This window comes from Streptomyces sp. NBC_01408 (genome assembly GCF_026340255.1).
Classification (GTDB): domain Bacteria; phylum Actinomycetota; class Actinomycetes; order Streptomycetales; family Streptomycetaceae; genus Streptomyces.
Genome location: NZ_JAPEPJ010000001.1, coordinates 413,380 through 433,927, shown reverse-complemented (window position 1 = coordinate 433,927; position 20,548 = coordinate 413,380). Strand labels below are relative to the sequence as shown.

The following is a 20,548-nucleotide window of genomic DNA, read 5'->3' as shown; positions in this document are numbered from 1 at the left end:
TCCGCGTCGACTCCCTCCTCCGCCTTGCAGCCACACGCGCCTGACGCCTCCCCGCCCGCCCTGGCGGGCGGACGACGCCACCTCGGACCCACCCCTCTAGGCTGAACCGCCTCGAACAGCCCGAAGGGGCCGGGAGTTCGTGCTCCCGGCCCCTTCGGCGTCTCCTGGACGGTCAGCCGGCCAGGCCGCCGGGGAGACCGCCCGGAAGACCTCCGGGCAGGCCGCCCGGAAGACCTCCGGGCAGGCCGCCCGGAAGACCGCCGGCCAGCGGCAGTGCGTCGGTCGGCAGGCCCTGCGTGGCGGCCGGGAGGTCCTGCGTGGCGGGCAGCCCGCCCAGGAGGCCGCCCGTGGTGCCCGCCAGGTCGGCGGCCGGAAGGGCCTCCGTGACGGGGCCCGCGGCGTCCGTGGCCACGTCGGTCGCGGCGGTGTCCGGCGCGGTGAGCGCGCCCAGCTGCGGCACGGACTCCAGACCGGCGGCACTGGCCACGCCGGCCGCACCGACCACGGGCGCTGTCCCGGCTGCGAGGAGCAGCGCGGCACGGGCGATCCGACGGGTCAGGGGGAGGGTCATGATGCTCCTAAGCGGTAGCGGCTGAGTACGTCGTGTACAACCGCTCGAGGGGCGGGTGGAGTTGCGGACCCGATAGGTAAAGGATCGGTAACGGATCGTTTAATCGGCTTCCGCGACAAATGCAGCGGATCCCCGCCCACCTGCGCTTCTTTGCCCGTACGGCCCCTGTGCCCCGGGCACCCGGTCACCCCCGCAGGGGTGACCCCTCGTACGTGCGGCCGGACCGGCCTGCCCGGCGTGTCGCCGGTGCGCGCAGGGTGGTGCGCGCCGGGCGGGCCCCGCCGCCTGGCCTCGCCGCCTGGCCGTGCGGGCGGCTCAGCGGGCCATGAAGATCCGTACCTCGCCGTCGGAGGCGTTGTGCGGATCGCCGTCACCGGACTTGCCGATGCCGCCCTTCGGCTGCCACTGGCCCCGGGCCTTGCCGCCGATCCAGCCCTCGTCCCCGTACGAGACCCGGGCGATGCCCAGCTCGTGCGACCGGGCCACCGCCCAGTGCGCCATCGCCCGGCCGCGCCGCGCCTCGTCAGGGCCGCCGTCCCGCTTCACCCGGAGGCTGATCTCGGGCTCGGGGGCACCGCCGGCCGGCTCCGTCGTGATGTCCGGCGAGCCGCCCTGGCCGCCCGCGCCGCCGAGCGCCTGCTTGCCGAAGGCCCGTACCAGCTCCGACTTGACCTTCTCCGGGTCCCCGCGCAGCGGCGCCGGGCCCGAGCAGAACAGCACGCCGCCGTCGCCGAAGGCCGCCGTCAGGACCGTCGCGTCCGGCTCGTGCTTCGCGTACGCCTGCGGATAGCCGCTGCGCTGCACCTTCTGCGCGGCCACCGTCAGCGGCAGCCGCGAGTACCCCGGGACGTCCACGAGGTGGTCGTAGAAGATCCCGGCCGAGTACACCGGGTCCGTGATCTGCTCCGGGCTGCCCCAGCCCATCGAGGGCCGCTGCTGGAACAGGCCCAGCGAGTCACGGTCGCCGTGGTCGAGGTTGCGCAGCGAGGACTCCTGCATCGCGGTCGCCAGCGCGATGGTCACCGCCCGGTCCGGCAGCCCCTTGGAGATGCCGACGGCGGCTATCGTCGCCGCGTTCGCCGCCTGTTCGGGGGTCATCTCGTACTTCTGCCGGCTGTCGGCGCCCCCGGTGGCCGTGCAGTACGGGGCGCCGGCGCCACCGTTGGAGTCCCGTTGCACGGCGAAGTAGCCGATCACCGCGATCAGCACGAGGAAACCGACGGCCGCACGGAGCGGCCTGCGGCGACGGGGGCGAGGGCGACGGGTCTCGGACACGCGGCCCACCGTACTTGAGGCATATGGCGCGTCCATCGGCCGGACGGCGAGGCAGTGTCCCATCCCGGGGGGTTGGCGGCTGTTGTGCCGTCAGGTCACTCTTGTGAGTGATAGTGCGTTTGGGTGAGTGTGGTTACGGTCGTGGGTGTGAACCTGAAGGAGTGGGCGAAGGCGCAGGGTGTGCATCCGCAGACCGCGTATCGCTGGTTTCGTGAGGGGACTTTGCCGGTACCGGCTCAGCGGGTCGGGCCGCGCACGATCCTGGTGAATGTGGAGGCGCATGCCGCACCTGAGGTGGTGGGTGGTGTCGGCTTGTATGCCCGGGTGTCGTCTCATGATCAGAAGGCGGATCTTGAGCGTCAGGTGACGCGGCTTTCACAGTGGGCGGCGAAGGCCGGTCACCGGGTGGTCCGGATCGAGTCGGAGACCGGTTCGGGTGTGAACGGTTCCCGGTCGAAGGCGCGTCGTCTGCTGGCCGACCCTGATGTGACCTGTGTGGTGGTGGAGCACAGGGACCGCCTCGGGTGGATGAATGTGGAACTGGTCGAAGCCGCCCTGTCCGCGCACGGACGCCGTCTCGTCGTGCTGGATGACGGCGAGGTCGATGACGACCTGGTCCGGGACATGACGGACGTGCTCACCTCGTTCTGTGCTCGCCTGCACGGACGCCGCGGCGCGAAGAACCGGGCTGCCAAGGCCCTGGAAGCGGCGGCGCAGGGTGGCTGAGCCCGGGAGAGGGCTGCGGACAATCGCCACGCCGTTCGTTGCCCTCGGTCCCTCAGGTGTGTCGATACGTGACCGGCTCAAGGCTCTGACGTCGGAGGATGAGAAGGTCCTGCGGCTGGTCGCCGCGCATCTGGCCGCCTTGGCGGGACGTGACCTCAAGGCCCGGTGTGCTGATGGCCTGGGGCACTCCAATGAGTCGTGGGCCGGGCGCAAGCGCGAGCTGACCCCGCTGTCGTCGTCCCGGTGGGCGGGGTCGATCACGAAAGCGACGCATGACCAGTGGTCACTGTCCCGCCGCGCTCAGGCCACCCACCTGGCCGGGCTTGATGCGGGTATCCGCATGCTCCGCCACCGCCTGTCCCTCCCGGTCGGACAGCGCGGCACCAAGCGCGCTCCCGGCGGCTACCGGTCGCAGCGTGAGTGGTTTGCCAAGTCCCGCCGGCTGGCATCCCTGGAGGCCCGGCACGCAGCCGTGTCGGCTGATCGTGAGGCGGGCCGGGTACGGGTGGTGCGCGGAGGCCGGAAACCGGCGAACACCCGCCACCACCTGGATGCGGCCGGTCTCACGGAACCTGAGTGGCGGGAGCGGTGGGAGGCCGCCCGCTGGTTCCTGTCAGCCGACGGCGAGTCCGGGAAGAGGTTCGGTGAACGAGACCATCCGGGTCACCCCCGAGGGACAGGTCAGCATCAAGCTGCCGACCCCGCTCGCCGGGTACGCCAACAGCCCGCGCGGCCGGTACACACTCACGGCGCGCGTCGCGTTCCCCCACCGGGGCGAGGAGTGGCGCGACCGCACGTCTACGGACCGGGCTGTCGCCTACCGCGTCCACTACGACACCGTGCGCGGCCGCTGGTACCTCGACGCCGCCTGGACCCGCCCCGCCGTCCAGACCATCTCCCTCCCGGCGGCACGCGCGAACGGCATCATCGGCGTGGACACGAACGCCGATCACTTCGCCGCCTGGCGACTCGACCCCCACGGCAACCCCGTCGGCGAACCGCACCGCTTCCCCTACGACCTCACCGGAACCGCCCAGCACCGGGACGCGCAGATCCGCCACGCCATCACCCGCCTCCTCCACTGGGCACAACGGTGCGGCGTCACGGCCATCGCCATCGAAGACCTCGACTTCACCGACGAGAAGACCCGCGAGAAGCACGGCCGGAAGAAGAAGTTCCGGCAACTGATCTCCGGCATCCCCACCGCCAGACTCCGTGCACGGCTCGTCTCCATGGCAGCCGAAAGGGGTCTGCCGATCGTCGCGGTCGACCCCGCGTACACCAGCATGTGGGGCGCTCAGCACTGGCAAAAACCCATGACAGCGCCCCACCGCACCACGACCCGGCACGATGCCGCGAGCATCGCGATCGGCAGACGCGCCCTCGGGCATCCGATCCGGCGACGGACGGCACCGCCCCACGACGACCGGAGTGATCGTCGCGGGCATCGGACCGTCCAGGCCGAACCGGACACCCGAGGACGTGAGGAAACCCGACCCCGTGTTCCCGGACCACGCACACGATGCGCGCAGCCCGGACACGGAGCGAAAGCGGGCAACCAGCACGCCCAACACCGTCCGGGGCGCGCGGCTGAGGGAGACCAGTCCTGGCAACAGGACTCAGTCCCACTCAGTCCCTAGGAACGGTTAGGGTCGGTTCCATGCCCGAATCCGAGCTGGACCTCACCCTGGACGCCGCCGAGCTGACCGCCCGGCTCGTCGACATTCCTTCCGTGAGCGGCGACGAGAAGGTACTCGCCGACCTCGTGGAACACGCGCTGCGCGCCCTGCCGCACCTCACCGTGGACCGCTACGGCAACAACGTGGTCGCCCGTACGCACCTCGGCCGCGCCGAGCGCGTCGTACTCGCCGGCCACCTCGACACCGTGCCGATCGCCGGCAACGTGCCGTCCCGCCTCGACGAGAACGACGTCCTGTGGGGCTGCGGCACGACCGACATGAAGTCGGGCGTCGCCGTGCAGCTGCGCATCGCGGCGACCGTGCCCGAGCCCAACCGCGACCTCACCTTCGTCTTCTACGACCAGGAAGAGGTCGCCGCCGACCTCAACGGTCTCGGCAAGGTCGCCGAAGCCCACCCCGACTGGCTGACCGGGGACTTCGCGGTGCTGCTGGAGCCCTCGAACGCCGAGGTCGAGGGCGGCTGCCAGGGCACCCTGCGCGTCCTGCTGCGCACGGCCGGGGAGCGCGCCCACTCCGCGCGCAGCTGGATGGGCTCCAACGCCATCCACACGGCCGGACCGATCCTGGCCAGGCTGGCGGCGTACGAGCCCCGCAAGCCGGTGATCGACGGCCTGGAGTACCACGAGGGCCTCAACGCCGTGCGCATCGAGGGCGGCGTCGCCAACAACGTGATCCCCGACGCCTGCACGGTGACGGTCAACTTCCGTTACGCCCCGGACCGCAGCGCGGCCGAAGCGCTGGCCCACGTACGGGAGGTCTTCGCGGACTGCGACATCGCCGAGTTCGTCGTCGACGACTCCTCCGGCGGAGCCCTGCCGGGCCTCTCCCACCCGGCCGCGGCGGCCTTCATGGAGGCGGTCGGCGGCCGCGCCATGCCCAAGTTCGGCTGGACGGACGTCTCCCGCTTCAGTGCGCTGGGCGTCCCGGCGGTCAACTACGGCCCGGGCGACGCCCTGCTGGCCCACAAGGTCGACGAGCGGGTCGAGACGAAGGCGATCCTGCACTGCGAGGAACGACTCCGCGCCTGGCTGACCTCCTGAATTCCGCTTGCCGTCACCTTTGTGCGCCTACCCTGATCCAACGATCAGCAGGAGGGAGCACATCATGGGCAACCCCGAAGGGTCCGCTCGTCGTCGGCCCGAGGAGCAGCAGCTCGGGCCGGTGCTGAGGAGGCGGAGCCAGATCAAGGCGGGCAGTACGACGGACCAGCGGCTGCTGGACTCCGCCGGGCCCTCCGAGTGGGTGCACACCGATCCCTGGCGGGTCCTGCGCATCCAGTCGGAGTTCATCGAGGGCTTCGGCACGCTCGCCGAGCTGCCGCCCGCGATCAGCGTGTTCGGGTCCGCCCGCACCGCGGCGGGCACGCCCGAGTACGAGGCGGGCGTACGGATCGGCGGCGCGCTGGTCGACGCCGGCTTCGCGGTGATCACCGGCGGCGGGCCGGGTGCGATGGAGGCGGCCAACAAGGGCGCCCGCGAGGCCAACGGCGTCTCCGTCGGCCTGGGTATCGAGCTGCCCTTCGAGCAGGGCCTGAACCAGCACGTCGACCTCGGGCTGAACTTCCGGTACTTCTTCGTCCGCAAGACGATGTTCGTGAAGTACAGCCAGGGCTTCGTCGTCCTGCCGGGCGGCCTCGGCACGCTGGACGAGCTGTTCGAGGCGCTGACGCTGGTACAGACGCAGAAGATCACCCGCTTCCCGATCGTGCTGTTCGGCACGGCGTACTGGAGCGGGCTGATCGACTGGCTGCGCAACACGGTGATCGCGCAGGGCAAGGCCTCGGAGAAGGACCTCTACCTGTTCCACGTCACGGACGACGTGGACGAGGCGATCGCGCTGGTGACGAAGGAAGTCGGCAAGTAGCCCCGGGGCCCGGGCCTTTCAGGGCCCGGGCCCTGCCGTTCCGGGGCCCTGCCGTTCGGGGCCCTGCCGTTCCGGGCTCAGGCCAGGCCGCGGCGGGCGACGGCCGGGGGGCGGTGGCCCTGGATCGAGCGCACCATGTCGAGGATCTGCTTCGTCTCCGCGACCTCGTGGACGCGGTAGACCTGCGCGCCCAGCCAGGCCGAGACGGCCGTCGTGGCCAGGGTGCCGAGCAGGCGCTCCTTGACCGGCTTGTCGAGGGTCTCGCCGACGAAGTCCTTGTTGGACAGGGAGACCAGGACCGGCCAGCCCGTGTCGGCCATCTCCGACAGGCGGCGGGTGGCCTCCAGCGAGTGCCGGGTGTTCTTCCCGAAGTCGTGCCCCGGGTCGATCATGATCGCGTCGCGCCGCACGCCGAGGGCCTCCGCGCGTTCGGCGAGGCCGACCGTGACCCGCAGGATGTCCGCCATCACGTCCTCGTACGCGATCCGGTGCGGCCGGGTACGCGGCTCCACCCCGCCCGCGTGGGTGCAGACCAGGCCCGCGCCGTAGCGCGCGGCGACCTCCGCGAGCTTGGGGTCCACCCCGCCCCACGCGTCGTTCAGCACGTCGGCCCCGGCCTCGCACACCGCCTCGCCGACCTCGTGCCGCCAGGTGTCCACGCTGATCACCACGTCCGGGTGGCGGCGCCGGACCTCGGCGACGAAGCCGACCGTACGCCGTGCCTCCTCGGCCGCGTCCACGTGCTCGCCCGGGCCCGCCTTGACCCCGCCGATGTCGATGATGGCGGCGCCCTCGGCGACCGCCTGCTCGACCCGGTCCAGCGCCGGCTCGTCGCGGAACGTCGCGCCCTGGTCGTAGAAGGAGTCCGGCGTCCGGTTCACGATGGCCATGATCACCGGTTCGTGGGTGTCGAACTCGCGCCTGCCCAGTCGCAGCATCCTGCTCTTTCCTCCTTCGGCGGCCCTTGCGCCTCGCCAGCGACCTTAACCTGGTGGCCGGAGTCTCTCAGGGGAGTTGATCGTGTTCTTCTTCTTGATGATCGCGCTGGTCGTGGTCGTGGCGGCGGTCACCCTCGCGGTGATCGGCGGCGGTTCGGAGGCCGTCCTGCCGGAAGCGGAGCCGGACCGGGTCGCCGACGGGCTGCCGGAGAGCCGTCCCGTCGTACGGGCCGACATCGACGCGCTGCGGCTGCCGGTCGCGCCCCGCGGCTACCGGATGGCCGAGGTGGACGACGTACTGGAGCGGCTGGCGGCGGAGCTGGCCGAGCGCGACGCGCGGATCGCCCAGCTGACGGCCGTGGCGGCCTCGGCGGCCTCCGCGGGCCCGGCTGCCTCTGCGGCCCCGGCGGACGAGGACGGCCACGTCGACCTCACCAAGCACGGTGAGCGGTGAGCGACACGGTCGCGGGTCCGGACGGGCGTCCGCGCTGCCCGTGGGCGCTGGCGACGGCGGACTACGTCGTCTACCACGACACGGAGTGGGGCCGTCCGGTCCACGGCGACGACGCGCTGTACGAGCGCCTGTGCCTGGAGGCCTTCCAGTCGGGGCTGTCCTGGCTGACGATCCTGCGGCGGAGGGAGGCCTTCCGTAAGGCCTTCTCCTCGTTCGAGATCGCGGCGGTCGCGGAGTTCGGACCGGCCGACGCGGAGCGCCTCCTCGCCGACGAGGGGATCATCCGCAACCGGGCCAAGATCGAGGCGACCCTGGCCAACGCCAAGGTCCTCGCCGGGTGGGAGCCGGGCGAGCTCGACACCCTGATCTGGTCCCACGCCCCGGAGGAGCCCGGCCCGGCCCCGCGGGCGATCGGGCAGGTCCCGGCGGTCACCCCCGAGTCCGCCGCCCTCGCCAAGGCCCTGAAGAAGGCCGGCATCCGCTTCATCGGCCCCACCACCGCCTACGCCCTGATGCAGGCCTGCGGCCTGGTCAACGACCACCTGGCCGACTGCGCCTCCCGCGACCCGGCCTGAGCCGGCGCGGCGGGCCGCCGGCATCCGGCCGGGACCGGTTCGACTCCGAGTGAGGCGGCCTGCTGCCGCGGCCGGGTGCGTACCCGGCCGCGGGACGCTCTTAGCGGCCGAGGTACTGCGGCGGCTGCTTCGCGAGGAAGGCCTGGACGGCGATGCCGTGGTCGGCGGAGGCCCCCGCGCGGGCCTGGAGGGCCTCCTCGCGCTCCAGGGCCTCGGGGAGGGAGCGGGAGGCCCCGTACGCCAGGGACTCCTTCAGCGCCGCGTAGGCGACCGTGGGGCCCGAGGCCAGGGCGCGGGCCACCGACTCGGCCTCCGCGTGCAGTGAGTCCGAGGGGACCAGGCGGTTGGCGATGCCCAGGTCGTACGCCTCCTGGGCCTTGAGCGAGCGCGGGAAGAGCAGCAGGTCGGCCGCGCGCGAGCCGCCGATCAGGCGGGGGAGGGTCCAGGAGACCCCGGAGTCGGCGGTCAGCGCCACCCCCGCGAACGAGGTGTTGAAGGACGCGGTGTCGGCGACGACCCGGAAGTCCGCCGCCAGCGCGAAACCGAAGCCCGCCCCGGCCGCGACGCCGTTCACCCCGGCCACCACCGGCTTCGGCATCTCGGTGAGCGCCCGGACGATCGGGTTGTAGTGCTCCGCGACGGTGTCCATCGTCAGCGAGGAGCCGTTCTCGCGGTCCGCCGCGAGGTTCCCGATGTGTTCCTTGAGGTCCTGGCCCACGCAGAAGGCCCGGTTGCCCGCCGCGGTCAGCAGGACGGCCCGTACCGCGGTGTCCCCGGCGGCCGCCTGGACCGCGTCGCGCAGCGCGACCTTGGCCTCCGTGTTCATGGCGTTCATCGCGTCCGCACGGTTGATCGTGATGGTCGCGAGTCCGTCGGTCACTTCGTAGAGCACGCTGTCGGCCATGGCAGGGGGTCCCCCTTCGTCGCGGGCTTGGCTACCGGCCGGTACCGGCCGGTGCAAGGGCCAGCATGGCGGACCGGACGGGAACGGCACATGTGATGTGCGTCAAAGAAAGCGGAGGCCGTTCGCCAGGAGCAGCCGCGAAGTATCGCAGGCGGGTCCCCGAAATGAGTGGTTTTGGTCGAGCGCGTTGCACAAGCGTTCCCGAGCGATGTTGGTCATCGGGTCCTGACATGCGGGATAATGGCTGGGAAGCAATGTGTTCGATGCCGGGTATTAGGCGCCTGAATGGGGCCGTCGGCTGACGATGAGCTGGTTTCAGGAAGGGGAACGAGCATGGCGGCCATGAAGCCGCGGACGGGCGACGGCCCGCTCGAGGTCACCAAGGAGGGGCGGGGCATCGTCATGCGCGTACCGCTCGAGGGCGGCGGTCGGCTTGTCGTCGAGCTGACCCCGGACGAGGCGGACGCCCTGGGTGACGCCCTGAAGAAGGTCGTCGGCTGACCCCCCAAGGACGCTGACCGCACTTTCACAGATTTCTGCGCTGCCCCGACCGCGATGAGCGGCCGGGGCAGCGTTGTGTCCGCAGGCCCGCCGTCTGCGGTCGCTTCGTCCCCGCCGGCCTTCTCCGCCGCGCGACGCGCCCTTCCTCCGGAGCCGTGACATGACCTTCGCCCCTCCCGCGCCGCCCGCCTTCGCCGACTGCACCCCGCGTCAGAAGACGGCCCGGGTCCTCACCGACGTCCTGGCGCCCGGGAACCTCGTGGTGGCCCTGCTCCTGCTGATCGGCTGGCACAGCACCGGGTCGTGGGCCGGCCTCGGCTGGGGGTTGCTCGCCGCCGTGTTCTGCGGGGCGATCCCGGTCGGCATCATCGCGCTCGGCGTCCGGCGGGGCGCACTGACCGACCAGCACATCCGGGTGCGCCGCCAGCGGGTCGTCCCGATGGCGCTCAGCCTCGTGTCCGTCGCCGCCGGGATCACCCTCGTGTACGCCCTCGGCGCCCCGGCGGAGGTCAGCGCGCTGGTCGTCGCGATGCTCGTCGGCCTCGGCTCGTCCCTGCTGGTCACGGTCGGCTGGCAGATATCCCTGCACATGTCGGTGGCCGGCGGCACCGTGATGGTCCTGCTGATCGCCTTCGGCGCGCCGATGCTCCTTGCGGCCCCGGTCGCCGCGGCCGTCGGCTGGTCCCGCCTGGTCCTGCGGGCGCACACCGCCGCCCAGCTCCTCGCGGGCACCGCACTCGGCTCCACGACGGCCCTCACCTTCGCCCTGCTGCGCTGACGCGGGGGCGGCCCAAGGGGCGGTGGGGCGGTCTTCTACGGGGCGGTCCTACGGGCCGTTCCGACGGCCGTGCCGACGCCCGTTCCTACGGGTCCTCAGCGCCGCACGGCGCACAGCAGCCCGTCGCCCACCGGGAGCAGCGCTGCCTCCAGTGCCGGGCTCTCCCGGACGCTGCGCAGCAGTTCGCGGACCCGGAGCACCTCCACCGGCTGGGCCGCGGAGTCGACCGTACGGCCGTCGGAGAACACCCCCTCGAAGCACACGAGTCCGCCCGGGCGCAGCAGCCGCAACGATTCAGCGAGGTAGTCGAGGGACTCGGCGGGATCTCCGTCGCAGAAGACGAGGTCGTATCCGCCGTCGGCGAGCCGGGGCAGGACGTCGAGGGCGCGGCCGGGGATGAAGCGGGCGCGGTTGCCCGCGAAACCGGCCGCGCGGAAGGCCTGGCGGGCGAAGGCCTGCCGGTCGGCCTCGGGATCCACCGTGGTCAGGACCCCGTCGGGGCGCATTCCGTGCAGGAGGTGGATGCCGGAGACGCCGGTTCCGGTGCCGATCTCGGCGACCGCCTTGGCGTCCGCGGTGGCTGCCAGCAGGCGCAGCGCGGCCCCGGTGCCGGGGGAGACGGAGCGCAGGCCCGCTTCCCTGGACCGGTCGCGGGCCCATCGCAGAGCGTCGTCCTCGGCGACAAACGCGTCGGCGAACGCCCAGCTCGTCTGCCGGTTGCCGGTAATGACCCTCTCCTGTCCCCATAGTTGGCGCAACGGTGACTGTATCCGTTGACGTCGGGAACCCGCAGATGGGACCGGGCGTTGTGAGGGGTGGAGGCGGGATAAGAAGGGACGGTGCCGGGCAGATCGACGGCTCGGAGCCGGTCCTGGGCCCAAATCCCGTGCAAAGTTACTGCAAAAATGCTTATCCGGAGCTGACGGAGGGGGTGGCTATGGTAGGGACTCCACTGGACACCACCAGAGCCGACAGGGGAGGTGCGGCTGCGCCTGTGGATCGTAGGGGCGTACTGAGACGCCTCTTCTGGTCGGCGGGTGAGCCGAAATCCGTGACCGACATTGCTGACCGCTTCCACACCGCAGACACCGCAACCACCGCGACCTTTGCCGCCGATGCGGGCTCCCAGGCGTGGACCCCTCCCTCGTGGGAGGAGATCGTCAGCACGCACAGTGCGCGGGTGTACCGCCTTGCCTACCGTCTGACGGGTAACCAGCACGATGCCGAGGACCTGACCCAAGAAGTCTTCGTCCGCGTCTTCCGCTCGCTGTCCACGTACACGCCCGGCACGTTCGAGGGCTGGCTCCACCGGATCACCACGAACCTGTTCCTGGACATGGTCCGGCGCAAGCAGCGGATCCGTTTCGACTCGCTCGCCGACGACGCCGCCGAGCGGCTGCCGAGCCGTGAGCCGTCCCCGCAGCAGGTGCTGCACGACACGCACTTCGACGCGGACGTGCAGCAGGCGCTGGACACCCTTGCGCCCGAGTTCCGCGCCGCCGTGGTTCTGTGTGACATCGAGGGCCTGTCGTACGAGGAGATCGCCGCCACGCTCGGCGTGAAGCTCGGCACCGTGCGCAGCCGTATCCACCGGGGCCGTTCTCACCTGCGCAAGGCGCTCAAGCACCGTTCCCCCGAGGCCCGCGCCGAGCAGCGCGCCCTGGCGGGGGTCGCCGTGGGCGTTCCGGGCGCCGGGGGAGAGGGCGGAACCGAGTGAGCGGAGTCAGTCCTTCTCCCGCCGAACAGCACCTGGGCGACCGGCTGGCCGCTCTGGTGGACGGGGAGCTGAAGCACGACGCCCGCGAGCGGGTCCTGGCCCACCTGGCCACCTGTGCCAAGTGCAAGGCCGAGGCCGACGCGCAGCGCCGTCTGAAGACCATGTTCGTGGAGAGCGCGCCGCCGCCGCTGTCCGCCGGGCTGCTGGCACGCCTCCAGGGGCTGCCGGGCGCCGGGCCCGAAGGTCCTGCCGGACCCACGGGGCCTTCCGGTCCGCCGGGTACCGCGGGGCCCGACCCGCTCTCCTCCTTCGCCTACGCCCTGCCGACGGCCGCAGCCCGGCCGCAGCAGGAGGGCTTCCGGATCCATGAGGTGGGCCGTCCGCGCCGCCGTCTCGCCTTCGTCGCCGCCGGGGCCGTGTCGCTGGCCGCGCTCGCGCTCGGCGGCTCGCTGCCGCTGGAGGCCGTGGACCCGAACGCCCGGGGCGATTCCCCCGCTCCGGCCTCCCGGCCCGGCCCCGCCGTGCCGGTGACCGACGCGGCCGTCCGCGACCGGCTGCCCACCCCCGGGGCCGTCCCCACCCTCCTCCCGCCCCCGCTGCCGCCGCTCCACCCCTCGCCACCGGCCTCGGCCCGTCCGGTCTCGCTCCTGCGCTGACCCGGGACCTGGTTGAATCTGCGGCACATGCGCATGAGTACGCGGGGAGCGCCCATGGCCGACAGGCAGCAGACCGATCCGGCTCCGTCCTGGTGGAGCCGGCCCGAGGGGCCGGCGGACCCCCACCACGACGGGGTCCCCGCGCCGCGCCCGGAAGGTGCCCAGGCCGCCCAGGGCGCGGCCCCGGCCCCTGACGCGACCGCTGACGCGGCTCCGGCCCCTGACGCGGCTCCGGCCGCCGACCCGGCCCCAGGCCCTGCTCCGGCCGCCGGGGATCTGCGGCAGCACCAGGACCCGCACCAGGACCCGCACCAGGACCCGTACGAGGCCCCGTACGAGGACGGGCCGGCCGCCCGGGAGCCGCGCTACGACCCCTGGGACGACCAGCCCTTCCAGGCCGTGGACCGGGGCGGGCAGCCGCGCCAGATCCGGCTGTGGCAGCTGGTGTCCCTCAGCGCGGGCGTGGCCCTGCTCGCCGGCGGGATCGGCGGCTACGCCGGGGTCCTGGCCGAGCGGCAGAGCAACACCCGCCTGGAGCTGCCCCAGGCGGCCGCCGCGGACAAGGGCCGGGCGCCCGAGAGCGTGGCCGGGATCGCGGCCACGGCGCTGCCCGGCGTGGTGACCCTGCACGTACGGGGCACCGCGGGCAGCGGCACCGGCACCGGCTTCGTGCTCGACCAGCAGGGCCACATCCTGACCAACAACCACGTCGTCGGCGACGCCAAGGAGATAGCGGTCACCTTCAGCACCGGCGAGAGCGTCACCGCCGAGCTGGTGGGCCGGGACTCCGGCTACGACCTGGCCGTGGTCAAGGTCAGCGGGGTGCGCGGACTCCAGCCGCTGAGCCTCGGCAATTCCGAGAACGTGAAGGTAGGCGACCCGGTGGTGGCCATCGGCGCGCCCTTCGACCTGTCCAACACCGTCACCGCGGGCATCATCAGCGCCACCGGCCGTCCCGTCACGGCGGGCGGCGACAAGGGCGACGGCAGCGACATCAGCTACGTCGACGCCCTGCAGACCGACGCCCCGATCAACCCCGGCAACTCCGGCGGCCCGCTCCTGGACGCCGCGGCCCGGGTGGTCGGCATCAACAGCGCGATCCGCGGGGCCGACAAGGGCGACCCCACCCGCCAGGGCGGCAGCATCGGGCTGGGCTTCGCCATCCCCATCAACCAGGGCAAGCGCGTCGCCGAGGAGCTCATCCGCACCGGCCGCGCCACCCACCCCGTGATCGGCGTCACCCTCGACATGGAGTACACGGGCGACGGGGCCAAGGTCGGCGACAAGGGCGAGGACGGCAAGCCCTCCGTGGTCGCGGACGGGCCGGGCGCCCGCGCGGGCATCAAGGCCGGCGACGTGATCACCAAGGTGGACGGCCAGCGGGTGCGCGGCGGCGACGAGCTGATCATCAAGATCCGGGCCCACCGCCCGGGCGATCCGCTGACCCTGACCGTGCTCCGCGAGGGCAGGGAACGCACGCTGGAGGTGGTCCTCGGGTCGGCGAACGGCTCATGAGCACTCCATGACGTGCGGGTGAAACCGCTGCCGGGTCCGTACACAGGTATGGGCCCGCCGGGCGGGCCGGGTACCGTGTGTCCGGGCCCGAAGTGAAGAGAGCCGAGGAGCGGCAAGGTGTTCAACGACATAGGCGCACTCGAACTGGTCACGATCGTGGTGCTCGCCATTCTCATCTTCGGTCCGGAAAAGCTGCCCAAGGTCATTCAGGACGTCACGGGCGTGATCCGGAAGATCCGGGCGTTCTCCGACAGTGCCAAACAGGACATCCGCTCCGAACTCGGCCCGGAATTCAAGGATTTCGAGTTCGAGGACCTGAACCCGAAGACCTTCATCCGCAAGCAGCTGAGCGAGAACGAGGACCTCAAGGAGATCCGCGGCAGCTTCGATCTCCGCAAGGAGCTGAACGACGTCACCGACGCCGTGAACAGCAAGGAGACCGACCCCGTGACGGCCTCCGCAGCCGCCGGCGGCGCGCCCGCCGCCGGCCCGGACCTCGTGAAGAAGCCCGCCGCCCCCGCCGCGGACCAGCGCGCCCGCTTCGACGCCGACGCCACCTGAGCCGCACCACGCAGCCTGCCCGGCGATCCCGGGTCGGATGGCTATCCTCCATGAGTCCGGATCCAGGACGCCCGAGGGCGGGGGTCCCCCCAGTGAAGCGTGGGGGAGGGCCGCTTCGGACCCCACGGAACGAGAGGCCAGATGGAGACGACGAGCAGTAGCCGGGTAGGGGTGCAACCCGCGGAAGCCCCCGCCGCCGCACCTGCGGAGGAACCGCAGAGCGCCGAGCAGAGCGGCGCGCAGACCGGTACGCAGAACGCCGCGCAGGCCGAGGCGCAGCCCCAGGAAGCCGCCGCTCCCGTCCCGGTGGCCCGCCGGACGGTCGAGGGGTACCTGAGGGCCGATTTCCCCTGGTACGGGCTGGACGGGGCCTTCACCGGCCCCCGCTGGCTCATGCAGGTCGGCCTCGGCGCCGACGGCACCGTGGAGCACGGCTCCACCGGACACGGGGACGAGCCCTCCGCCCGCGGCGAGATCGCCACCGGTGAGAAGGAGCGGTTCGCCGTGGTCGTCACCGTGGCGAGCAACCCGCTGCGCCGCAGCGGCGACGGCACCGGCGTCCTGGAGGCCACCTCGGTCTCCTCGGCGGCCTGGCTGGCCGGCTCCGGGCTGCTGGCCTACAGCTGGCCCGGGCAGATGGACCACTCCCTGCGCAGCGACTGGCTCGATCAGCAGACCGAGGCCGCGTGGGAGCTCGCGGACGACCTCGGCGGCGAGGACTGGTCGACGCTGTCGCTGCCCGTCGACGGGCAGCCCACGCCCTTCCACTACCGCGAGTCGGAGTTCGGCTGGGTGCTCGCCGGTTCGACCGGCAGCGGGGTCCACCTGGGCGCGTACGGGCGCGGCATGAGCGCCTACGGCCTCGGCTTCTCGGTCATCGGGGACCTGGCGGCCTACGCGTAGCGGAGCGGCCGGGACACGCGAAGGGCGCCGCTCGTCGAGCGGCGCCCTTCGCGTGACGGCGGATCAGAACTTGTTGCGCGGGGTGATGCCCAGGGACATGCCCGACAGGCCGCGCGCGCGGCCGCCCAGCTTGCCCGCGATGGCCCGCAGGGCCGCGCCCGCGGGGGAGTCCGGGTCGGACAGGACCACGGGCGTGCCGTCGTCGCCGCCCTCGCGCAGCCGGACGTCGATCGGGATCGAGCCCAGCACCGGCACGCTCGCGCCGACCGTCTTGGTCAGCCCGTCGGCGACCTTCTGGCCGCCGCCCGAGCCGAAGACGTCCACCATCTCGTCGCAGTGCGGGCACGGCAGGCCCGACATGTTCTCGACGACGCCGACGATCTTCTGGTGGGTCTGCACGGCGATCGACCCGGCCCGCTCGGCGACCTCGGCCGCGGCCTGCTGCGGGGTGGTCACGACCAGGATCTCGGCATTCGGCACCAGCTGCGCCACCGAGATCGCGATGTCACCGGTGCCCGGCGGCAGGTCCAGCAGCAGCACGTCCAGGTCGCCCCAGAACACGTCGGCCAGGAACTGCTGGAGCGCGCGGTGCAGCATCGGCCCGCGCCACACCACCGGCGCGTTGCCGGGGGTGAACATGCCGATGGAGATGACCTTCACGCCGTGCGAGGACGGCGGCATGATCATGTTCTCGACCTGGGTCGGGCGGCCCTCGACGCCCAGCATGCGCGGCACGCTGTGGCCGTAGATGTCCGCGTCCACCACGCCGACCTTCAGGCCGTCGGCCGCCATCGCCGCGGCCAGGTTGACGGTGACGGAGGACTTGCCGACGCCGCCCTTGCCGGAGGCGACCGCGTAGACGCGGGTCAGCGAGCCCGGCTTGGCGAAGGGGACCTCGCGCTCGGCGGTGCCGCCGCGCAGGGTGGCCGCCAGGTCCTTGCGCTGCTCGTCGCTCATCACGTCGAGGGTGACGGCGACCGAGGTGACGCCGGCGACCCGCTCCACGGCCTCGGTGACGTTCTTGGTGATCGTCTCGCGCATGGGACAGCCCGACACGGTGAGGTAGACCGTGACGGCGACCGCGCCGCCGTCGCCGATCTCCACCGATTTCACCATGCCGAGCTCGGTGATCGGACGGTGGATCTCGGGGTCGTTCACCGTCGCCAGCGCGTCGAGGATCGCGTCCTGCTCGGGGACGGCGGCGGCGTCGGCGGGGGATGTGTCGGTAGCCATGCCCCGATGGTACGGCTCGGTAGCATGCCGCGGGGAAGGCCGCTAGCGGTCGCCTTCGTCACTCTCGAGCGGGAATAGACGACGCTCGTCCATCTCCTTGATCAGATCCTGGAACTCCGACCTGATCCAGTCGCGCGTGGCGACCTCGCCCAGGCCCATCCGCAGCGCCGCGATCTCCCGGGTCAGATACTCGGTGTCGGCGATGGAGCGCTCGTTCTGCTTGCGGTCCTGCTCCAGGTTGACCCGGTCCCGGTCGTCCTGCCGGTTCTGCGCGAGCAGGATCAGCGGGGCGGCGTACGAGGCCTGCAGCGACAGCATCAGCGTCAGGAAGATGAACGGGTACTCGTCCCACCTCAGGTGACCCGGCGCGAAGATGTTCCACAGCACCCAGACGATGATGACCAGGGTCATCCAGACGATGAACCGGCCCGTGCCGAGGAACCGCGCCACCCGCTCCGAGAGGCGCCCGAAGGCCTCCGGGTCGTACTCGGGCAGCAGCGACCGGCGCGGCGCGCGCGGCAGGTCCAGGCGGACCCGCGAGCGCGTCAGGGCGCTCGACCCGGTGCTCTGGGCGGGCCTTCCCGCCCGCTCGGCGGAACGTTCCGCTGCTTCCGTCGCCAGCCCGTGCTCACGCGCCTGCATCCGGGCCTGCTCGCGCCGCTCCCGGATCTGCTCGCGCCGCCGCTCGCGCGCCTGCTCGCCGCGCCCCCGGTCGAAGCGCCCTCGGTCAGTGCCCACCCACGGCCTCCTCGGAATGGAACTCCGTCTCCCGCCAGTCGTCCGGCAGCAGGTGGTCCAGTACGTCGTCCACGGTGACCGCGCCCAGCAGCGAACCGCTCTCGTCGACCACCGGCACCGCCACCATGTTGTACGCGGCGAGGTGCGTGGTCACCGCGGGCAGCGAGGCGTCCGGCCGCAGTGGCGGCAGGTCCGTGTCCACGATCGAGCTGACCAGCGTGAACGGCGGGTCCCGCAGCAGCCGCTGGAAGTGCACCGTGCCCAGGTACTTGCCCGTCGGGGTCTCGTCCGGCGGCCGGCACACGTACACCTGCGCCGCCAGCGCCGGCGACAGGTCCGCCTGCCGTACGCGGGCCAGCGCGTCCGCGACCGTCGCGTCCGGCCGCAGCACGATCGGCTCGGTGGTCATCAGGCCGCCCGCGGTGTTCTCCTCGTACGACAGGAGGCGGCGCACGTCGGCGGCGTCGTCCGGCTGCATCAGCGTCAGCAGCCGCTCCTTGTCGTCCTCCGGGAGCTCCGAGAGCAGGTCGGCCGCGTCGTCCGGGTCCATCGCCTCCAGGACGTCGGCGGCGCGCTCCTCCTTCAGCTTGCCGAGGATCTCCACCTGCTCGTCCTCCGGCAGCTCCTCCATGACGTCCGCGAGCCGGTCGTCGTCGAGGGCGCTGGCCACCTCGGCGCGCCGCTTGGGCGTCAGGTGGTGCAGGACGTTCGCCACGTCGGCCGGGCGCATCTGCTCGAAGGTGGCCACCAGGTTCTCGGCGCCCTGCCCGTGCTCCTCCAGGGAGAAACCGGTCACCGCCGACCACTCGACGGTCAGGGTCTCGCCGCGCCGGCGCAGCGCTCCCGACTTGCCCTTCCGCACGAAGATCCGGTCGATCTCCCAGTCCCGGCGGGCCGGCAGCTGCTGGATGGCCACGTCCAGGACGGTGACCTCCTCGCCGTCCGCGATGAGCTTCACCCGCCGGTCCAGCAGTTCGCCGAGGACCAGCCGCTCGGTGGGGCGCTGTTCGAAGCGGCGCATGTTGACGACGCCGGTCGTGATGACCTGCCCGGATTCCACTCCCGTGACCCGGGTCATCGGCAGGAAGATCCGGCGCCGGCTGACCACCTCGACCACCAGGCCCAGCAGCCGCGGCGGGCGCCCGCCCACGCGCAGCATCGCGACGAGGTCGCGGACCCGGCCCACCTGGTCGCCGTTGGGGTCGAAAACGGGCACACCCGACAGATGCGAGACGAAGATCCGCGGGGCGCCTGCAGCCATCCGAGCGCCTCCTAGAGCGTCAATCGACAGTCCTGCCGTGCCTCAGGCTAGCCCGTGCCGGGCGAAGGCGTCCTGGTGGGGCGGTCCGCGCGGGGTCCCTCCGGGGGGCTGACGGCCCTCGGCGTACGGGCGGGTACGCTGCCTGCTGCCCCCAGCCGAACGACGAGAGGCATCCGCCCGTGACCGCCTACCTCCCCGCCATGCGGATGCGCCGGGCCGCCTTCATCGGCGCGTTGTGCGCGGGCCTGGCCGTCACCGGCACCGGCTGCGGGGGGAAGGACCCCGACGAGGGGACGAACGGGGTCGGCAAGCTCTCCGCCGACAAGATCGAGGCGAAGGCCAAGGCGGCCGCCACGGAGGCCGACTCCGTCCACCTGTCCGGCACGCTCGTCAGCGGCGGCAAGACCTTCACCCTCGACATGCGCCTGAAGTCCGACGGCGGCTCCGGAGAGGTGAAGTCGCAGGACGACACCTTCCAGCTGCTGCGGGTGGGGGAGCAGCTGTACCTGAAGGCCAGCGCCGCCTTCTGGGGGCAGTCCGAATCGGCCGGCAAACTCGGCGACAAGTACGTGAAGGTGCCCGAGGCCGACCCCTCGTACAAGCAGTTCCGCGGCTTCACCGACATGGACGTCCTGCTGGACGGGCTGCTGGGCCTCGACGGCAAACTGGCGAAGGGCGCCTACACCGAGGTCGGGCACACCCGCGCCGTCCAGGTCACGGCGGACGCGGGCAAGGGCGGCAAGCTCTCGGTGTCCCTGGAGGGGACCCCGTACCCGCTGCTGATGGAACGCGCCGGCGGCGCCGGGCGGGTGGAACTCGCGGAGTGGGGCCAGACCTTCCAGCTCGCGCCGCCCGAGCAGGACCAGACCGTCGACTACGGGCCCCAGCTGCCGACGACGAAGGACGCGGGCTCCCCGTCCGCCGCCCCGTCCAAGGGCCAGGGCTCGAACCCCACAAACCCGTAACCCCCGCGGGCAAATACGGCCCCGGCAAATACAGCCCCGCCGGCGTTTGAGGCGCGGGGTCTGGGGCGGAGCCCCAGCAACGCCGCCGCACCCGCCCACTCAGCCGCACATCAGCCCACGGGGGGCCCGGGGGCACGGGGCGAGCCCCGAACCTGCGGCCCACCGCCGGAGGCTAGGCGCGCGCCGCCTTCTTCCGCTTCAGCAGCAGCTTCGGCAGGCCCGCCGGAACCGGCTCGCGGGTCGTCGCCGGGGACACCAGCGGGGCCGCGGCCAGCGAACCGGCCGGCAGCTCTTCGCGGACCGCCTCCGGCTCCAGCCGAAGCAGCCGGCACTCGCGCGCCCACCGCTCGGTCATCCGCTCCGAGTCGGGCGCGTTCAGCCGCTTGCCCTTCAGCTCGGCGACCGCGGCCTGCCACGGCTCACTGCCCGGTGCCAGCTCCCGCACCGTCGCCGTCCAGGCCACCAGCCGGCCGCCCTTGTCCTTGCTGCGCACGGTCACCTCGGCGGACGCGCCGTCGGCCAGCCCCGGGAAAGGCTGCTCGCCGGGCCCGTCGCCCAGGACGTGGGCCGCGCCGTCCACCCAGGCGTGCCACAGGGCCCGGTCGGCCCCGTCGCCGCGGACCCAGATCAGGCCGGACTTCTTGGTGGCCTCCTCGACGAGGGCCAGGTCGAGCGTGCTGAGAGTCATACGGACCAGAGTAGGGGGTGCCCCCG

The 20,548-nt window shown here is 72.4% G+C and carries 22 protein-coding genes and 1 pseudogene; 14 read left to right on the top strand and 9 right to left on the bottom strand.

Annotation, left to right across the window (positions count from 1 at the left end):
- Positions 1-172: 172 nt before the first annotated feature.
- A complete protein-coding gene (locus OG447_RS01950; RefSeq protein ID WP_266934428.1) occupies positions 173-571 on the bottom strand; it encodes an ATP-binding protein in 399 nt (132 codons plus the stop codon).
- A gap of 315 nt (positions 572-886) precedes the next feature.
- Complete coding sequence (locus OG447_RS01945; RefSeq protein ID WP_266934427.1) at positions 887-1,846, bottom strand: hypothetical protein; 960 nt, start codon at positions 1,844-1,846, stop codon at positions 887-889.
- Positions 1,847-1,993: 147 nt separating this feature from the next.
- Here OG447_RS01945 and OG447_RS01940 point away from each other — a divergent pair, with 147 nt between their 5' ends.
- The 4 genes and pseudogenes from OG447_RS01940 (at position 1,994) to OG447_RS01925 (ending at position 6,135) form a co-directional block, all read left to right on the top strand.
- A complete protein-coding gene (locus tag OG447_RS01940) occupies positions 1,994-2,572 on the top strand; it encodes an IS607 family transposase (RefSeq protein ID WP_266934426.1) in 579 nt (192 codons plus the stop codon).
- Positions 2,565-4,212: pseudogene (locus OG447_RS01935) on the top strand (IS200/IS605 family accessory protein TnpB-related protein). Before OG447_RS01940 ends, OG447_RS01935 begins: the two are co-directional and overlap by 8 nt.
- Positions 4,213-4,232: 20 nt before the next feature.
- On the top strand, positions 4,233-5,312 hold the full coding sequence (gene dapE / locus OG447_RS01930; protein WP_266934425.1) for a succinyl-diaminopimelate desuccinylase: 1,080 nt from the start codon (positions 4,233-4,235) through the stop codon (positions 5,310-5,312).
- Between the two features lie 64 nt (positions 5,313-5,376).
- Positions 5,377-6,135 carry a TIGR00730 family Rossman fold protein gene (locus tag OG447_RS01925; protein WP_266934424.1) on the top strand — a complete coding sequence of 253 codons (759 nt, stop codon included), beginning with the start codon at positions 5,377-5,379 and terminating at the stop codon, positions 6,133-6,135.
- 77 nt (positions 6,136-6,212) lie between these two features.
- Here the strand turns inward: OG447_RS01925 and folP are convergent, their stop codons facing one another.
- Complete coding sequence (gene folP, locus OG447_RS01920; protein WP_266934423.1) at positions 6,213-7,073, bottom strand: dihydropteroate synthase; 861 nt, start codon at positions 7,071-7,073, stop codon at positions 6,213-6,215.
- Positions 7,074-7,149: 76 nt separating this feature from the next.
- On the opposite strand from folP, the gene OG447_RS01915 reads away from it, so the two are divergent.
- Together OG447_RS01915 and OG447_RS01910 are read left to right on the top strand one after the other, a co-directional pair.
- Positions 7,150-7,527, top strand: a complete 378-nt coding sequence (locus OG447_RS01915; RefSeq protein WP_266934422.1) for a DivIVA domain-containing protein — start codon at positions 7,150-7,152, stop codon at positions 7,525-7,527.
- The gene (locus tag OG447_RS01910; protein ID WP_266934421.1) at positions 7,524-8,102 is read left to right on the top strand and encodes a DNA-3-methyladenine glycosylase I; all 579 of its coding nucleotides are present in this window, start codon (positions 7,524-7,526) and stop codon (positions 8,100-8,102) included. Before OG447_RS01915 ends, OG447_RS01910 begins: the two co-directional genes overlap by 4 nt.
- A 100-nt stretch (positions 8,103-8,202) precedes the next feature.
- Here OG447_RS01910 and OG447_RS01905 read toward each other — a convergent pair whose 3' ends face one another.
- A complete protein-coding gene (locus OG447_RS01905; protein WP_266934420.1) occupies positions 8,203-9,006 on the bottom strand; it encodes an enoyl-CoA hydratase/isomerase family protein in 804 nt (267 codons plus the stop codon).
- Between the two features lie 333 nt (positions 9,007-9,339).
- Between OG447_RS01905 and OG447_RS01900 the strand changes: the two genes are divergently transcribed.
- Positions 9,340-9,507, top strand: a complete 168-nt coding sequence (locus OG447_RS01900) for a DUF3117 domain-containing protein (protein WP_003966491.1) — start codon at positions 9,340-9,342, stop codon at positions 9,505-9,507.
- A 160-nt stretch (positions 9,508-9,667) separates the two neighbouring features.
- Positions 9,668-10,285: a hypothetical protein gene (locus OG447_RS01895; RefSeq protein WP_266934419.1), complete on the top strand. Its 618-nt coding sequence runs from the start codon at positions 9,668-9,670 to the stop codon at positions 10,283-10,285.
- Positions 10,286-10,380: 95 nt separating this feature from the next.
- Here OG447_RS01895 and OG447_RS01890 read toward each other — a convergent pair whose 3' ends face one another.
- On the bottom strand, positions 10,381-11,043 hold the full coding sequence (locus OG447_RS01890) for an O-methyltransferase (RefSeq protein WP_037919526.1): 663 nt from the start codon (positions 11,041-11,043) through the stop codon (positions 10,381-10,383).
- Positions 11,044-11,222: 179 nt separating this feature from the next.
- Here OG447_RS01890 and sigE point away from each other — a divergent pair, with 179 nt between their 5' ends.
- The 5 genes from sigE to OG447_RS01865 all read left to right on the top strand — a co-directional run bounded on the left by sigE (position 11,223) and on the right by OG447_RS01865 (position 15,637).
- A complete protein-coding gene (gene sigE / locus OG447_RS01885; protein WP_266934417.1) occupies positions 11,223-12,002 on the top strand; it encodes an RNA polymerase sigma factor SigE in 780 nt (259 codons plus the stop codon).
- Positions 11,999-12,658 (top strand): zf-HC2 domain-containing protein, encoded by a 660-nt coding sequence (locus OG447_RS01880; RefSeq protein ID WP_266934416.1) that lies wholly within the window; start codon positions 11,999-12,001, stop codon positions 12,656-12,658. The genes sigE and OG447_RS01880 overlap by 4 nt, the downstream gene beginning before the upstream one ends.
- 54 nt (positions 12,659-12,712) lie before the next feature.
- Positions 12,713-14,173, top strand: coding sequence for a S1C family serine protease (locus OG447_RS01875; RefSeq protein WP_266934415.1), 1,461 nt, complete (start codon positions 12,713-12,715; stop codon positions 14,171-14,173).
- Positions 14,174-14,290: 117 nt separating this feature from the next.
- Entirely contained in the window at positions 14,291-14,734 is a 444-nt protein-coding gene (locus OG447_RS01870) for a sec-independent translocase (RefSeq protein ID WP_266934414.1), read from the top strand.
- 141 nt (positions 14,735-14,875) lie between these two features.
- On the top strand, positions 14,876-15,637 hold the full coding sequence (locus OG447_RS01865) for a hypothetical protein (RefSeq protein WP_266934413.1): 762 nt from the start codon (positions 14,876-14,878) through the stop codon (positions 15,635-15,637).
- 63 nt (positions 15,638-15,700) lie between these two features.
- Here OG447_RS01865 and OG447_RS01860 read toward each other — a convergent pair whose 3' ends face one another.
- From OG447_RS01860 to OG447_RS01850, 3 genes are all read right to left on the bottom strand, one after another.
- Positions 15,701-16,870: an Mrp/NBP35 family ATP-binding protein gene (locus OG447_RS01860; protein WP_266934412.1), complete on the bottom strand. Its 1,170-nt coding sequence runs from the start codon at positions 16,868-16,870 to the stop codon at positions 15,701-15,703.
- Positions 16,871-16,912: 42 nt separating this feature from the next.
- A complete protein-coding gene (locus OG447_RS01855) occupies positions 16,913-17,512 on the bottom strand; it encodes a DUF1003 domain-containing protein (protein ID WP_266938709.1) in 600 nt (199 codons plus the stop codon).
- A gap of 85 nt (positions 17,513-17,597) precedes the next feature.
- A complete protein-coding gene (locus OG447_RS01850; RefSeq protein ID WP_266934411.1) occupies positions 17,598-18,869 on the bottom strand; it encodes a CBS domain-containing protein in 1,272 nt (423 codons plus the stop codon).
- A gap of 206 nt (positions 18,870-19,075) precedes the next feature.
- Between OG447_RS01850 and OG447_RS01845 the strand changes: the two genes are divergently transcribed.
- On the top strand, positions 19,076-19,834 hold the full coding sequence (locus OG447_RS01845; RefSeq protein ID WP_323181814.1) for a hypothetical protein: 759 nt from the start codon (positions 19,076-19,078) through the stop codon (positions 19,832-19,834).
- Positions 19,835-20,006: 172 nt separating this feature from the next.
- Here the strand turns inward: OG447_RS01845 and OG447_RS01840 are convergent, their stop codons facing one another.
- Positions 20,007-20,522, bottom strand: a complete 516-nt coding sequence (locus OG447_RS01840; RefSeq protein ID WP_266934409.1) for a hypothetical protein — start codon at positions 20,520-20,522, stop codon at positions 20,007-20,009.
- Positions 20,523-20,548: the final 26 nt, after the last annotated feature.